Here is a 13,538-nt window from a genome sequence, read left to right on the forward strand (position 1 = left end):
CACAAGATGAAATACAATATCGGAATATTCGCTCTACTCTTTTTAGCAATAGCGTGTAAAAAAGACGAAATAAAAATGACCAAGCCACCACAACTGGTTTCGATTGAAGCTGAACCACGTATTGGCGGGACTCTCCTGAAATGGAAACTTCCTTCAGATAATAATTATCTTTATGGACAGATCACATATAAAAAAGTGGGATCAAAAGATCCCGATAAAATCTATAAAATCAATATAAGTTCTTTTGCCGACACCATGCGGATCGACGGATTGATCAACAAATATGAATATGTCTTCAACGTCCAATTGTTCAATCAAGACAAGAAAACAAGCATTGGTGGAGATATCATAAGCAGCAATAGTGTTCGGCCAATTGTCAGGCCTTCGGAAGTGACCTATTTCCCGAACGAGTTAATTAAAATACAGGTGACCGATAATATGGTAGAAACCTACACGCAGGAAAACAGCGAGGGACCCAAAAAGAATTTATTTGACGGCGATAAGAATACATATTGGCATACAGCTTGGTCTGCAAATACAGCCCCTCTTCCGCACTGGATCCAATTAAATTTTCCCCAAGAAGAAGAGATTGGCGCCATAAAGTACTTCTTCAGACAAAACAATAGCGACGAAGCCGGACGTCCGAAACAATGGGGAATAGAAATAAGTTCAGACGGCCAGCAGTGGACAAGAGTGTTTACATCAAAGGATAATCTTTCCACATCAAATGCAGCTGAAGAGCAAAGTTTGGCTTTTGATAAAAACTATAAGGCCAAATTTTTCCGGCTAATGATCCTTAAAAACGGCGGGAAAAGTTATACCCATCTGGGTGAAATGAATGTCTACCGGATGCGCTCTTCTATCATCGACAAAGAAAAGGAAGCTGAAGATAATTATTGACCATCATCACAAAGATTTTTTTTCTAATCATCAATGGTGCTCAAAAGAGCACAACGACGGAGGTAGAAATACCTCCGTTTTACTTTTCGCTCTAGTATATCATCAACATTCAAACAAGCTCCAAAATGCTCTGAGGTCAAATTTCCGCTATAGCATCAGCCTATGTGAAGAAGCGATCCCCAGCAAAAAAATAAAAAACTTTTTTATTACCTTAGATAAATAAATCGAACAAGAAAACAACTTGTTTTTTCATTAACTATAGTTTACATATATGAAATTATATGCCTTTGTATTGGGAGTAGGTTTACTTCCAGCCGTAGGATTATGTCAAAAGACCGTCACCCCTGGGAGCAGCGATATCAATACCAACTATATAAAACCAGAAAAATCACTGTATACGGTCTATTATGTTAAAGACAACAATTGGGACAAACAAGGATCACTGACCTACGATATTGTAGCGGCCAACAATCAGCTGACCTTAACCAATACCTATGTTCCGAAAGACAATGCCTGGACTTCGATACGCACGACGACTGCCGACGCAAAAACACTTCGGTCTATCAGCTATTCTAGCGATGGCAAGGAAACAAAAGTAAACCTCAACTTTGGAGAAACAATTACAGGTAATTATTATTCGAAGAAAACGAAAAAGGAAAAAAAGATCAACTTACAGCCAACTAGACCTTTTGTGGATTTTAACTGGACAGATCACCTGATTTCAACTCTCCCTTTAGACCTAGGGTATAAAGCGCGCATCCCGCAATTTTATTATAATAGTGATTCGGACATTTTCGTCGAAGACTATACCATCAAGGAAGTAAAAAGCTACAGTTATGGCTCCCCAAAAACAGGTAAACACGACAGTTGGCTGGTTACACTTTTAGAAGAAAGTACCGGAGCCATCTATAATTATGTCATAGATAAGAAAGATCGCCGATTATGGCAAAGGGAAATGTCCATGGGAAACGGCAAATGGGAAATTACCGTAAACGAAGAACTGGACTATCAACCTATTAAAAATAGATTTAACAAAGAACAGGCTGCCCAACAGATTTCCCAGGGTAACAGTGTTATTATCGGGACGGCTTACGCTCGATCTAGCTCCGGAAAAAAACTTGGCGGACTCGTGAATACCGCCAAAAAGCAATATGCCCCAAAAGGTACAGAAATTACGCTCTTCGCCAACTCCGCCTATTACGAAGAATGGCTGGAAGTCAATAAAAAGATCCGAAAACAGAAAAAGGTGCAGGAAGTTCCATTGGATCCCGATTTTGGCTATGCTATTAAAAAAGCAAAGGTGTATGATGATGAGGGGCATTTCGAATTTGCAGATCTCATGCCAGGTGCATACGTGATTATGGCGAGCTTCGATTTTACCAATTCTTACAACTATTCCTATGTATCAGGCTACACCAATTATTATAACTATTGGGGTTATACAGGTTCCACGACAAATTATGGTACGGCAAGATCATCCTATGTCGACAAAGCCAATGTTGAAAAGCACGTCACCATTGACAAAGACGGTGAAAAGAAAGAGGTAAATTTAAAGGAAATGTAATCAAAAAAATGGCGTTAAGCTCCTTTGTTTGACGGCATTTTTTATGCTTTTTAAAACGTATTTCTAAAACGATCAAATCTTCGACCCTTCAGTTACCCATCCATTTACTTTTTTCGAAGTTCAATATACCGGTCTATGCTAATGGGAAAGTTATCGGCAGTCCGCAGTAGAAAACAGGCAGCCGCTCCTACCCAGACCGAATAATCGAACGTCGATTTAATTCCTAACGAGAGGGTCATCACCACCCCAAAGCAGATCAGTAGAATCCCGGCAACGAATGCAGTAAAACGCAGTTTATAGCCGATCAGCAATAGGATTGCTAAGACAACCTCTAATAATGTTGCGCCGATAGCAAGTATATTACCGAAAGTTTCAGGCACAAAAAATTAAGGGTATTTGAATAGGCTACAAAATTGGCCCAATTTCCCCAGGAAACATGTGATGCCCCCGGTACCCCCCACAGCCCCAAACGATCTGCGACAGCAGACAGAAACGCTGTAGATACAGCTAAACGTACAAAAAGTTGACTATACATGGTATGAATTATATAAATAGGGTATAAACGATATAAACCAAATTTAAAAGAACAAAAACAGTCCAAACTTAAACCAGTTTAAGAAATTTGTTTCAACCATCCCATACTCACAAAGACTCCCCTCGCTGTAATACCCGTGTTGTACCTTCACTTCCTCGCTCATCGTTCGGCGATTACCTTTGGTCAAACCCATTGCACAGTTAAATCAATAAGGCTGCCAGCACTCATGTGCTGTACAGCCTTATACATCAATTAATACGAATAAGAATTTAATATCATGTGTCTACCCCAGTAAATGATAACACACTGTTATAATGACGACCAAGATGCTCAATAGTCCCAATGGAAATAAAAATTATAAACAAAAAAATAATATCGTCATAAGATGATCGATCTATCACAACTGCCATGTTTTACTGCTAATTGCTCACAATAGCTATATCGCATGTCAACAAACCAAAGTACAATGCTATATTTCAATAAGTCCATAGAAAATTTACTACAGCTGCAGGGTTAATTCCTGCTGCTGTTGGTTTCTAAAAATGAACACCTTCGGCTGGTCAGCGTGTACATGCTTTTTTATCGCTTGTTGCAGGTCTATTAATTGATTTATTTTCTCGCCCTGATAATTCAATACAACATCGCCGACACGCAAACCGCTTTTGTAAAGATTGCCTTTTTCATCCAACTCGAGCAGCAGCACGCCGTTTATCGCGGGTAGGCCTGCGGCCGACTGCTCCCCCAAAGTCTCCACTGATTTAAATACCCCCGACTTCCAGGACCATCTGCTCCCCTGCTCCTTTGCTTCGGATTGGATCAACTGAGGTATTTCAGGACTAGCGGCTAGAGTTTTAAGTTTTTTACTGGTAACGCCAAAATGCAGCATGTCAAAATTTTTAAAATCCTGATCCTTCCAGTTTTTCAACCGGAAATCACCATGTGCGGGATTCGTAAAGTTCAATTGAATAACCCGACCATGTTTTTCTATGCCTTTCGCTCGATCTTTGTCGAGGTCATCCTGCCGTCCGTAAATATTATGGTCTACCTCTTCCCCCCATTACTTGACCTGTATATCCTGATGGGACTCCATCACGATATTATTACGGAATACATCGTGACTATGCTGAAACCATACATGAGGATGAAAACCATTGTTGATCATCACGTTGTTGTACACTTTGCGATAAAACACTTCTCTTAGTTTTAGTCCTCCACTTAAACAAAGGTTATTGTAAATTTCATAGTTGGAAGATCCGTCATCCAAATCAATATCCCAACCGTGATCACAGCGAAATCTATTATCATGAATTTTGGTTGTTTTGACTGCGTCCAGCAATATTAAATTGGGATGTTTCCCCGTCAGTTCATCCATCTCCTTTCGATTGGGATGCCAAAATCGGTCGCGCCCCCATGAGTTGAAGGCACCGTGATCGCTGGTTTCCAGGACTGTATTAAAAACATCATTGTAAGCGATCTCATGACCGCCCCAAGTCCCATCACCTACATTAATACCTGCTCGAGAACATTGTAAATGGTATTGTGCAAAATTCGTAGCGATTCAGCCATGGAGACCTGTATACCTGCCACTTGTTTTTCGATCAAGCCAATGTCATGGATCAGGTTGTCACTTGCCTCACAGTCCATGGGGTAATTATTGGTTTTTGGCCCTTCGATGGTATCCATTTGGTCAAATGGGACAAATTTTTCATATCGAAATTCCGGTGAGCGTACTGCCGCTGGATCTCCTACAAAATTGATCGCTCCGGCACCGATCTGTTCAATCCGGTTGCCTTCGATTTTGACCCCGCGATTGTAATTATTAACAAATATTGCATTGCCGCCCAAAGCGATAAAATCATTCGCGCGGAAGATACAGTTTTCCGCACCTTCAATCTTTACTGCTCCCTGTCGATAGATCGTCCAATCACTACGTAAGAGTGGTTCGCTTGTTTTCATAAAGGTAGGAGCAGTATACATGAAGCGAAGGCCACTAACCTCAATATCATGCACTGGACTGAAAGATGAACCTGAAAGATAGATTAGATTTTCCAATTGTGGCGCTACAAACTTCAGCTGGTTGGGATTAATTCCTTTAGCAGGCATATAATATAAGCGTGCCTTCTCCACATCCAAATACCACTCCTGAAAGGTATCGAGTTTCTTCAAAGATATTTTCTACAAAGCGATAGGTCTCGTGCATTTTGCTGGGACGATTATTTTGCTGTCCACCTTCAAGTGTAACAGTTGATAATCCGTCTTTTCCTGTAATCTGATAATGGAACCCTCGCCAGCGACCAGCATGCAAAGCATGTACAATTCCCCCCTTAGGGTTCTTCCAGGTTGCTACACGTTCGGGACTTAATGCATCTGCAGCATAGCCTTGAAATGGCAAGACTGTAGGATCGTAGTTTGGATAACGTGCCCGGACAAGATGCTTATCATTTGCATATAGACTTTGGAAGTTTACTCCACTTGGGACCTTAGCCTCCCAAATACCATGATCGCCCTGTTTCCATTTGAGGTTAAGCGATTTGGCACCACTCAGCGTAACTTGTGCTCCTTCCTCAGCTTTGATCCGCAAGGGTTGTCTTCTTGTGCCCGATACCCCGGCAGACAATTCAATCGGTTTATCCAGCTGGTAGGTGCCCGCCATAAAGATGATTTCGATGTCTGGTGTATTTTTTCCTTGTTTCTGTTTTTCTACCGATCGCAGTGCGGCTTCAGCTGTGGCATAGGGACTGCCCATGGTTCCTTGGTTTCTATCACTTCCTTTTGTACTGATGTAAATACGTTTTACCGAGCCAGACTGTTGCCCATGCACGCTAAGTGAAGCGACACCGGTAAGGCCAATAAATAATAATTTTGGAAATAACATACAAGATATCTTCATAATTTTAATCGTTCATATAATATTAGCTGGATTATATCAACTATAAACCAGCTATATAGTAAGGTCTATAAGTCAATAAACAGCAAATTCGCTCAGATTAGTTCTTTTTTCGCTCTGCTGTTGCTTTCAACAAAATTTCTTTACTGGCAGCCGGCACATTTCCGTTAGCATCAGGTCCAATATTGAGCAGCAAATTCCCGCCTTTTTCATTTATCTCGCGCAGCTTAGTATTTACTTCTGTAGGAGATTTCCAATTATTATCTGATTTTTTATATCCCCAAGAATTATTCAAGGTATAACAGGCTTCCCAATCGTAATCCAGTAACGTTCCAGGATGTTCTTGTTCAGGCGTTCCAAAATCACGCTTAAATTGATCCCGCTTTGCTACGCGGTTATTAATGATTAGAGTGGGTTTTAATTTGCGTAGATATTGATAAAGATCTTCTCCCGCGGCCATATCCCACCAATTCACCCAGTCCCCATCAAACCACAGGATGTCAGTATCATACTTAACAACCAATTCTTTCAATTGATTTTTCATGTATTGAATATAAGCGGCTTTCTGTTCCGGCTTAATGAGAATCTGGCCCCAGTCGCCTTTACCATTGGGATCAACATATTGCGAATCGTGATGCCAGTCGATAATACTGTAGTAGGTACCAAATCTAATCCCAGCTTTCTTACAAGCTATGGACAACTCCCGCACGAGATCTCTTCCTTTCATTGGCGTCGAAGCGATATCATAATCTGTATAGGGGGAATCCCACAGACAAAACCCCTCATGATGTTTGGTCGTCAGGACGATATATTTCATTCCAGCATCCTTAGCCAATTGAACAATACGATCCGCATTGAAGTCCTTAGGATTCCAGGTGTTGATCAGTTCCGAATATGCTGCCTTCGGAATATTCATTTCCGATTGTATCCATTCGGCATATCCCTTGGTTGAATCCCCATTATACATCCCTCCAAGTTGACTATAAAGCCCAAAATGAATAAACATTCCGTACTTTGCTTCCCTAAACCAATGCATCCGTTCATCAAAATCCTTTTTGGATTCCAGCCAATAATTAACTTGGGCTTTTCCCATGTTCATAAACAACATGGCTAGTAGAGAAAGAATACAATGCGTTGCTTTTATCATATTTATTTTAATTGGTTAATCCAACAAGCTCAAGCAGCTGTCAAATCTTCTGTTGGTGCCACACATACATTCTGCAAAATGCTAAACCATTCTGCTATTGCAAAATAAATATAAAAAATATGGAGAATACTTTTTATTTATTTCAAATAAGTTACGCGTAATGGACAGGTCTATACCAGTCACAATTTTATAAGAAATAAATACTTTCAAAGCGGCTTATCAAACAAGCTATCTACTATAAAATTTAATGTAAATTCATTCCAAAAAGGATTTATATTTAGTAAATATTTCATTTAACACCATACTATAGATTAAAATTATGAGTTTAAAAACCTTAATCACAAAAAGTGCTGAATATAACAACTGGGTCGTTAATAAATACATCAATTGGTTGGCTGATAAATCAGATGACCAACTTAACCAAGAGGTACCTTCAAGTTTCCCGACCATTTTGAAGACCTTAAACCACATCTTGCAGACACAGGAATATTGGTGGAGCCACATTACGGAAAGCAATGATTTTGATTTTGAGAAAAAGCGAGCCACAAAAGAAGAAATATTTGAAGCACTACAAAGAAGTTCAGCTCAACTCGTGGATTACATACACAAACTAACCGAGCTGGATCTTGAAAAAAATATCAAAGTGGAATCACCATGGTTTCAATGCGACTTCACGAAGTATGAATACATACAACAGCTTATCCTCCACGGAACATATCACAGGGGACAGATTGTTACAATGGGCCGAGCTATTGGAATAACGGATACTCCAATGACAGACTTTAATTATTGGAATATTTATAAAGATCAACAATAGGGATTTGAACACTGCCATGGACAAAATTACCAGTAAAGTACAGATCCGAGAAATTGTCGCAGCGGCGAAACAGCAAGGACAGCAATCCGGTATAGAATCCTTTATGTTAAGCTTACAAGCGTGTTTACTGAAAAAGAAAGTTCGTTTTCCCCTTCTGGAGTTTGCGGCCAGGGAAATTATGCTATTCCTACCTGAAACCGAGCAGTTACACTTAACAGATCGTCTCATTGCCACAACAGAAATGGGAAGTTATGTTTTAACGGGAATAATTCTCCAGCAACGTCTCCCGGAACACTTCGAACAATCCATCCATAGAGCCTGTACCTATATAACCATAGGTAATCAATGGTACGTCTGTGATATCATCGGCGAACGCGTACTTGGTCATGCGCTGTTGACTTTGCCTAAAAAAGCAATACCTCTATTAGAAGAATTAGCTCATCATTCTGACAAATGGATTGTCCGAACAATTGGTGTAGCTACACATTATGCCGTAAAAAAAGGCCTATCAGCCACATACGTAAACATTTTATTGAAGCTACTGATTTCATTGTCAAACACAACAGATTTTCATGTAAAAAAGGGAATTGGCTGGGGAGCCAAAACAATAGCAAAATTCCATCCCGATCTTGTTGCTTGCTACAGTAAAGCAATTGAATCGCCAGAAACCAAACAATGGTTTCGGACAAAAATTACGATTGGTCTCAATCGCCACAACTTGAGAACTAAACAGAATCGGCAGGAGGATACGACGATTCATCTTAACCAATGAAATGAATGCGTGATTTTCTTTGCGATAATTATACATCAGGAAAGAACTATACAGCAGGAAAGGCGAAGTGTACAATTAAACCTCGCCTTTCTATAAACCTTTAGTCCATATGTAACCGCGCCCTCAGTTGTTGGTCTTTTTTCATTGTTCCTTTTTCACGGAGGTTGATATGCCAGCTAAAAGCCTCTTCTAACAAATGTGGTGTATGCCCCCCTCTCTCACAAGCGCGGTTATAATAATCTAATAGCTGCTCTTTGTAATCGGGATGTACACAGTTCGCTATAATTACTTTCGCTCGCTCACGAGGCGCTAAACCACGTAAATCTGCCAAGCCATAATCTGTTACCAAAATATCGACATCATGTTCGGTATGATCCACATGGGAAACCATAGGAACAATATGAGAAATTGCATCTCCTTTAGAGGCCGCCTGTGTGACAAAGATGCTCAAATAAGCATTGCGTGCAAAGTCACCCGACCCGCCGATACCGTTCATGATATTTGTTCCTGAAGTATGGGTAGAATTTACGTTTCCATAAATATCAAACTCTATGGCTGTATTAATTGCTATAATCCCCAAACGTTTGATCAGTCCAGGTGTATTGGAAATATTCTGTGGGCGCAATACAATTTTATCACGGTATCGATCCAAATGATCGAACACTCTTGAATAACACTCTTCGGAAACAGTAATTGAAGAAGCAGAAGCAAAATCCAGTTTTCCGGCATCGATAAGGTCAAAGGTGCTATCTTGCAACACTTCAGAAAACATCGTTAGATTACGGAACTTACTATGTATAAATCCCGTCAGAACAGCGTTAGCTACTTTTCCAATACCCGCTTGAAGTGGCATCAAGCTTTCTGACAAATGGCCTAGCGCTACCTCATTTTCGAAAAACTGCAAAATATGCTTCGCTATCGCTGTTGTTTTGGTATCCGGTTCAGCAATATCGGCAGGGCTATCAAGATCATTCGTAAACACAATTCCCACCACCTTGCTCGCGTCCAAAGGAATAGTTTTACGTCCAATTTTATTTTCTGGAGCTACGATTGGAATAACATTACGCCGAGGGTAATCTTCGGCTTGGTAAATATCATGTATTCCTTTAATAGTCACCGGTATCGCAGTATTGACTTCCAAAATAACCTGCTTAGCCAATGCAGCAAAAGTTGCCGAATTTCCCACAGAAGTCGTTGGAACAATACTTCCATCCGATTCTATTGCTGCTACTTCCAAAACAGCAATATCCACCTGAGGCAAATTCTTATTGTGCAGCAATTCGGCCGTTTCGCTTAGATGCTGATCAATAAACAACACATCTCCAGCATTAATTTTATGACGTAAAATACGATCCACCTGAAAGGGCATCCGCTTGGATAATGCTCCCGCTTCCGCCAATTTACCGTCCGTTCCGTGTCCCAACGAAGCCCCAGTAATCAAGGTTATTTTCAATGGATCCACTTTTGCACGTTCAGCCAAGGCAGGTAACACCACCTTACTGTCTCCAGCCTTGGTAAAACCACTCGACCCAACGACCATTCCGTTTTGAAATAGTTTAGCAGCTTCTTCTGCTGTAATCACTTTATCATGTAAGCTTTGAACTTTTATTCTTTCGTAAGCCATATTTTTATAGTTTGATTTTATTCCATTATTGTAAACTTAAGAAATTGAAATCTATATATTTCCCTTCGCTGAAAGTTCTTTGTTATAATTTGCAACCTCTTAACCAAACAATTTTAGTACTTTTTTCAACTGCATATTTATTATCATTTGACACAAAATTATCCAAAGGCGACTAAAAATACGCAACTAACTACAAATCAAAAATATACAACAAATCATAATAAAAAAATAGTTTATATCACACGCATATATAATATATATCACACTGAAAACAAACAACTTACAACAATAAAAATAAAACCAAAGTAAGTAAAGACTAACTCGCTAGTCGATTAATCGCCATTTTAACGTAAGCATACACTCACTTTCAAGAAGTAAAGGCGGGGTCTAGTAAAAAAGTCTTACCTTTGTGACATCGTATTATAGGTTAAAATGAATACACAAGATATAAGTACAGATGCCAAATATGTCAACCGTTATTATATGACGGAAGTAGACTCATTTGAAGATAGCATTTACTGTCACCACGCTATTATAGCAGAGAACCATATTTCCGAACATTGCCATGATAAGGATCAATTTCTATATACAGAAGGCGGTGTCGTATTTGTTAAAACAGAGGAAAAATCGTATTTTCTACCTGCCCGTCATTATTTGTGGATTCCTGCTGGCATAAAACATAGTATTCATCCAAGTACCCCTGAGGTCGTTATGCGTAATTTATATTTTCCCAAAGCCGCTAATGACGCCCCCTTCTACAGTAAAATGGGGATTTATCCAGTAAATGATCTTTTGATAGAGCTGATTATGTTTACCAACCGCTGGAATGGCAATATCTTTCCGGTCGAAGAACCTAAATATAGTATCGCTACAGCATTCAAGCTTATCCTGCCGGAACTATCGCTGCATGAGCTTCCATTAGCCTTACCCTATCCTAGTCATCAGAAATTAAAGGATATTGTAACTTACCTCGAAGAAAATATAGAGGAAAATGTCAGCTTTAAAAAACTTGCCGGATTATTTAACATTAGTGAACGCACATTGGCTAGACTATTTCAAAAGGAATTAAATATGTCTTTTATCCAATACTACACGATCCTCAGAATGCTGACCGCTCTTAAGCTCCTTTTGGACGAAAAACTAAGCGTAAATGAAGTTGCGCTCAAAGTTGGATACAATAGCCTTCCCACATTTAGTAACACATTCAATAAGGTCGTCGGCATCCGTCCAAGCGAATATGTGAAACAAAAAGAATTGCTTATTTAAAAATGTTTGCCTAATTTAGGTCAATAAACCTAATTCAGGATGAAATTCAAACATATCATTTACAGTGCTGGAATCCTATTGCTTAGCACTTCTTTATTTGCCAAATCTCAAGATAAGAAACCCAAACCCATTCAGTTATTTAATGGGAAAGACTTGAAGAACTGGACTCCAAAAATCAGAAACCACAAAGTTGGCGATAATTATAAAAATACATTTCGTGTAGAAGACGGTTTACTCAAGGTAAGATATGATGGTTATGATAATTTCAATTTTCAGTATGGCCATCTGTTCTACAATAAAGAGTTCTCAGCGTATTTGTTGCGCGTAACTTACAGATTTGTCGGTGAACAGGTAAATGGTGGAGAAGGTTGGGCTTGGCGTAATAGCGGAGCCATGCTACATGGACAGGATCCTAATACCATGGGTGTGGATCAAGACTTTCCAATATCTATCGAAGGGCAACTGCTGGGTGGAAATGGCAAGGACGAACGGACCACAAGTAATCTTTGTACACCAGGCACAAACGTTGTGATCGACAATAAGCTATTCACACCACATTGCATCAGCTCAACATCAAAAACCTATGCTGGAGATCAATGGGTAACTGCTGATTTCTTGGTGTTGGGAGACTCTCTTGTGCAACATATCCTTGAAAACAAGGTCGTATTACAGTATACTAAACCCCAAATTGGTGGCGGCAATGTAAGTGGTTTCGATCCCAAAGTGAAGAAAGATGGACAGCTTTTACACAAGGGTACTATTTCACTTCAGAGTGAGAGCCATCCCATTGATTTCAAAAAAGTGGAACTTTACGATTTAGAACCTTACATGAAAGATCCCAACAAATTGAAAAAGATCATCGCAGAGCTACTTCCAAATTTACAGCAATAAATACACTGCAAATTTCAGTTTTAAAATAAAAAAGCATCGGTATTCGATGCTTTTTTATTTACTATTCGCTTGGAAAGAGAAATCCAAAGTATATAACATAAAGAAAAGGGATACAGCGAACTGCACCCCTCTATATCTATACGAAAAGCTTACGCTAAACCGTTAACAAATTTTGTTAACTTCGATTTGTTGTTAGAAGCTTTTTTCTTGTGGATCACATTTTTCTTTGCCAAACGATCAAGCATAGAAATTACGCGTGGTAACAATGTTTTTGCTTCTTCTGCAGAAGTAGTATGACGTAATTTTTTGATTGCGTTACGTGTAGTTTTTGCTTGGTAACGGTTTCTTAAACGTTTAGTAGCGTTTGCTCTAATTCTTTTGATCGCTGATTTATGATTTGCCATTTTTTTTAGCTAATTTTTATTCAATTTTTTCTTGTAATTCGGACTGCAAAAATAACACCTTATTTTCAATATTCAAAATCTATTTTATTTTTTAGGTTTAGTATATTTGCGACATGCAAAAATTATCGATGGATGAACTTCAACGTACAGACGTTGAATCGTTTAAAAAACAAGAAAAAACTCCTATCACAATCGTTATGGACAATGTACGGAGCATGCATAATGTGGGCTCGGCCTTCCGTACTGCAGACGGATTTGCTATTGAAAAAATATACCTGTGTGGCATTACCGGCACACCTCCTCATCGTGAAATCGAAAAGACTGCCCTCGGGGCAACCCAATCGGTCGCTTGGGAATACCACAGAGATACCTCAGCTGTTGTAGATCAGCTTCGGACAGAAGGCTATGTCATTATTGCCATCGAGCAAGCAGATGATAGTGTTATGTTACATCAGTTTGAACCAGAAAATGACAAAAAGTATGCGCTGATTTTTGGAAATGAGGTTAATGGAGTAGATGAGGATGTCATGGAAAAAATTGATACCTGCATCGAAATCCCCCAATACGGGACCAAACATTCCTTAAATGTATCTGTCGCAATTGGCATTATTCTTTGGGATTTTATCCAAAACGCAATTTCAATTAAAAATTTATCAATAAAGGTCACATTCCTATTCACATTGCTTCCATTTTAGAAAGCAAAATAGTAGATTTGTGTGCAAAATTTAAAG

15 protein-coding genes are annotated in these 13,538 nt (G+C 39.3%); 7 read left to right on the forward strand and 8 right to left on the reverse strand.

What is annotated here, in order from left to right:
* Positions 1-6 precede the first annotated feature (6 nt).
* Positions 7-900: a discoidin domain-containing protein gene (locus DTA23_RS02260; protein ID WP_112373715.1), complete on the forward strand. Its 894-nt coding sequence runs from the start codon at positions 7-9 to the stop codon at positions 898-900.
* A 271-nt stretch (positions 901-1,171) separates the two neighbouring features.
* Positions 1,172-2,464, forward strand: a complete 1,293-nt coding sequence (locus DTA23_RS02265; RefSeq protein WP_112373716.1) for a DUF3108 domain-containing protein — start codon at positions 1,172-1,174, stop codon at positions 2,462-2,464.
* A 104-nt stretch (positions 2,465-2,568) separates the two neighbouring features.
* Here the strand turns inward: DTA23_RS02265 and DTA23_RS27415 are convergent, their stop codons facing one another.
* The 6 genes from DTA23_RS27415 to DTA23_RS02280 all read right to left on the reverse strand — a co-directional run bounded on the left by DTA23_RS27415 (position 2,569) and on the right by DTA23_RS02280 (position 7,033).
* Complete coding sequence (locus DTA23_RS27415) at positions 2,569-2,844, reverse strand: DoxX protein (RefSeq protein ID WP_204990953.1); 276 nt, start codon at positions 2,842-2,844, stop codon at positions 2,569-2,571.
* Positions 2,845-3,498: 654 nt separating this feature from the next.
* Entirely contained in the window at positions 3,499-3,960 is a 462-nt protein-coding gene (locus tag DTA23_RS28365; RefSeq protein ID WP_239468804.1) for a PDZ domain-containing protein, read from the reverse strand.
* Between the two features lie 96 nt (positions 3,961-4,056).
* Complete coding sequence (locus tag DTA23_RS28370) at positions 4,057-4,371, reverse strand: hypothetical protein (protein WP_256602636.1); 315 nt, start codon at positions 4,369-4,371, stop codon at positions 4,057-4,059.
* A 128-nt stretch (positions 4,372-4,499) separates the two neighbouring features.
* Positions 4,500-5,165, reverse strand: coding sequence for a right-handed parallel beta-helix repeat-containing protein (locus DTA23_RS28375; RefSeq protein ID WP_256602638.1), 666 nt, complete (start codon positions 5,163-5,165; stop codon positions 4,500-4,502).
* Positions 5,092-5,874, reverse strand: a complete 783-nt coding sequence (locus tag DTA23_RS28380) for a hypothetical protein (protein ID WP_256602639.1) — start codon at positions 5,872-5,874, stop codon at positions 5,092-5,094. The genes DTA23_RS28375 and DTA23_RS28380 overlap by 74 nt, the downstream gene beginning before the upstream one ends.
* Before the next feature lie 112 nt (positions 5,875-5,986).
* A complete protein-coding gene (locus tag DTA23_RS02280; protein ID WP_112373717.1) occupies positions 5,987-7,033 on the reverse strand; it encodes an alpha-L-fucosidase in 1,047 nt (348 codons plus the stop codon).
* Positions 7,034-7,352: 319 nt separating this feature from the next.
* Between DTA23_RS02280 and DTA23_RS02285 the strand changes: the two genes are divergently transcribed.
* Together DTA23_RS02285 and DTA23_RS02290 are read left to right on the forward strand one after the other, a co-directional pair.
* Positions 7,353-7,850 carry a DinB family protein gene (locus DTA23_RS02285; RefSeq protein ID WP_112373718.1) on the forward strand — a complete coding sequence of 166 codons (498 nt, stop codon included), beginning with the start codon at positions 7,353-7,355 and terminating at the stop codon, positions 7,848-7,850.
* 16 nt (positions 7,851-7,866) lie between these two features.
* The gene (locus tag DTA23_RS02290; RefSeq protein WP_112373719.1) at positions 7,867-8,622 is read left to right on the forward strand and encodes a DNA alkylation repair protein; all 756 of its coding nucleotides are present in this window, start codon (positions 7,867-7,869) and stop codon (positions 8,620-8,622) included.
* Between the two features lie 100 nt (positions 8,623-8,722).
* Here the strand turns inward: DTA23_RS02290 and scpC are convergent, their stop codons facing one another.
* Positions 8,723-10,246, reverse strand: coding sequence for a succinyl-CoA:acetate CoA-transferase ScpC (gene scpC / locus DTA23_RS02295; RefSeq protein ID WP_112373720.1), 1,524 nt, complete (start codon positions 10,244-10,246; stop codon positions 8,723-8,725).
* A 432-nt stretch (positions 10,247-10,678) separates the two neighbouring features.
* Between scpC and DTA23_RS02300 the strand changes: the two genes are divergently transcribed.
* Entirely contained in the window at positions 10,679-11,512 is an 834-nt protein-coding gene (locus tag DTA23_RS02300) for an AraC family transcriptional regulator (protein ID WP_112373721.1), read from the forward strand.
* Positions 11,513-11,551: 39 nt separating this feature from the next.
* Complete coding sequence (locus tag DTA23_RS02305; RefSeq protein WP_112373722.1) at positions 11,552-12,403, forward strand: 3-keto-disaccharide hydrolase; 852 nt, start codon at positions 11,552-11,554, stop codon at positions 12,401-12,403.
* A gap of 149 nt (positions 12,404-12,552) precedes the next feature.
* Here DTA23_RS02305 and rpsT read toward each other — a convergent pair whose 3' ends face one another.
* Positions 12,553-12,807, reverse strand: a complete 255-nt coding sequence (gene rpsT / locus DTA23_RS02310; RefSeq protein WP_046671646.1) for a 30S ribosomal protein S20 — start codon at positions 12,805-12,807, stop codon at positions 12,553-12,555.
* Between the two features lie 113 nt (positions 12,808-12,920).
* Here rpsT and DTA23_RS02315 point away from each other — a divergent pair, with 113 nt between their 5' ends.
* Entirely contained in the window at positions 12,921-13,502 is a 582-nt protein-coding gene (locus DTA23_RS02315; RefSeq protein WP_112373723.1) for an RNA methyltransferase, read from the forward strand.
* Positions 13,503-13,538 lie beyond the last annotated feature (36 nt).

Origin of the sequence: Sphingobacterium multivorum, assembly GCF_900457465.1 — a bacterium.
GTDB classification, from domain to species: Bacteria; Bacteroidota; Bacteroidia; order Sphingobacteriales; family Sphingobacteriaceae; genus Sphingobacterium; species Sphingobacterium multivorum.

Excerpts from the sequence above, each read along its gene's own strand:
- DTA23_RS02260 (WP_112373715.1), top strand. The coding sequence starts at position 7 with ATGAAATACAATATCGGAATATTCGCTCTACTCTTTTTAGCAATAGCG.
- DTA23_RS02265 (WP_112373716.1), top strand. The coding sequence starts at position 1,172 with ATGAAATTATATGCCTTTGTATTGGGAGTAGGTTTACTTCCAGCCGTA.
- DTA23_RS28370 (WP_256602636.1), bottom strand. The coding sequence starts at position 4,371 with ATGGATGAACTGACGGGGAAACATCCCAATTTAATATTGCTGGACGCA.
- DTA23_RS28380 (WP_256602639.1), bottom strand. The coding sequence starts at position 5,874 with ATGTTATTTCCAAAATTATTATTTATTGGCCTTACCGGTGTCGCTTCA.
- DTA23_RS02280 (WP_112373717.1), bottom strand. The coding sequence starts at position 7,033 with ATGATAAAAGCAACGCATTGTATTCTTTCTCTACTAGCCATGTTGTTT.
- DTA23_RS02285 (WP_112373718.1), top strand. The coding sequence starts at position 7,353 with ATGAGTTTAAAAACCTTAATCACAAAAAGTGCTGAATATAACAACTGG.
- DTA23_RS02290 (WP_112373719.1), top strand. The coding sequence starts at position 7,867 with ATGGACAAAATTACCAGTAAAGTACAGATCCGAGAAATTGTCGCAGCG.
- scpC (WP_112373720.1), bottom strand. The coding sequence starts at position 10,246 with ATGGCTTACGAAAGAATAAAAGTTCAAAGCTTACATGATAAAGTGATT.
- DTA23_RS02300 (WP_112373721.1), top strand. The coding sequence starts at position 10,679 with ATGAATACACAAGATATAAGTACAGATGCCAAATATGTCAACCGTTAT.
- DTA23_RS02305 (WP_112373722.1), top strand. The coding sequence starts at position 11,552 with ATGAAATTCAAACATATCATTTACAGTGCTGGAATCCTATTGCTTAGC.
- rpsT (WP_046671646.1), bottom strand. The coding sequence starts at position 12,807 with ATGGCAAATCATAAATCAGCGATCAAAAGAATTAGAGCAAACGCTACT.
- DTA23_RS02315 (WP_112373723.1), top strand. The coding sequence starts at position 12,921 with ATGCAAAAATTATCGATGGATGAACTTCAACGTACAGACGTTGAATCG.